Genomic DNA, 515 nt, shown 5'->3' with positions numbered 1-515 from the left:
CACCTCATACAGTAACAAGTGGTAGCCCAATCGATGGACCAGATGGAATATTTGATAGTAGTCTATTTATCGCTGGTGCAACCTTTGAGGTCACCTTTGATGATTCCGGCAGCTATGATTACTTCTGCATGGTTCATCCATGGATGCAAGGAAATGTTCAAGTAAACTAACAACCCTTTTTCCTTTTTATTTTAATTCATTCTTCAGATAATTTGATAAGGATTCCATTCTAAATTACTACCATAATGGTTCATCAACCATTTTTAATCCATCTTCTGTAACTTCAAAACCCATTACTTCGAGTGTTTTTTTTGCAGAAGAAGTATTTCTTTCTAAAATTTTGTTTGCAAGTTCAATTCTTTCCTGTTTTTGTAAATTTTGACCAATCTTGTATTTACCACGAAAAGAATCTGGCTTTACTTTTATTATGGCAACTTCATCAACAACTTCCATTTCTGGTTTTAATGGATCATATCTTCCCTCTGGTTGGTATTTTTTCATTAAACCATTTAGTG

General features: G+C 33.6%; 2 protein-coding genes. One reads left to right on the top strand and one right to left on the bottom strand.

Translation table 11 applies throughout. From position 1 onward, the window contains the following. Positions 1 to 29 precede the first annotated feature (29 nt). The gene (locus V3W49_RS23125; protein ID WP_500148333.1) at positions 30 to 170 is read left to right on the top strand and encodes a cupredoxin domain-containing protein; all 141 of its coding nucleotides are present in this window, start codon (positions 30 to 32) and stop codon (positions 168 to 170) included. 67 nt (positions 171 to 237) lie between these two features. Here the strand turns inward: V3W49_RS23125 and V3W49_RS23120 are convergent. Beyond that, the coding region (locus tag V3W49_RS23120; protein ID WP_500148332.1) for a hypothetical protein at positions 238 to 515 on the bottom strand (278 nt) is incomplete at its 5' end.

Source organism: Rosenbergiella sp. YN46, from assembly GCF_036620675.1.
Taxonomy (GTDB): domain Bacteria; phylum Pseudomonadota; class Gammaproteobacteria; order Enterobacterales; family Enterobacteriaceae; genus Jejubacter.
Note: the sequence above shows the minus strand (reverse complement) of the source record. Positions and strands in the feature narration are given on the sequence as shown.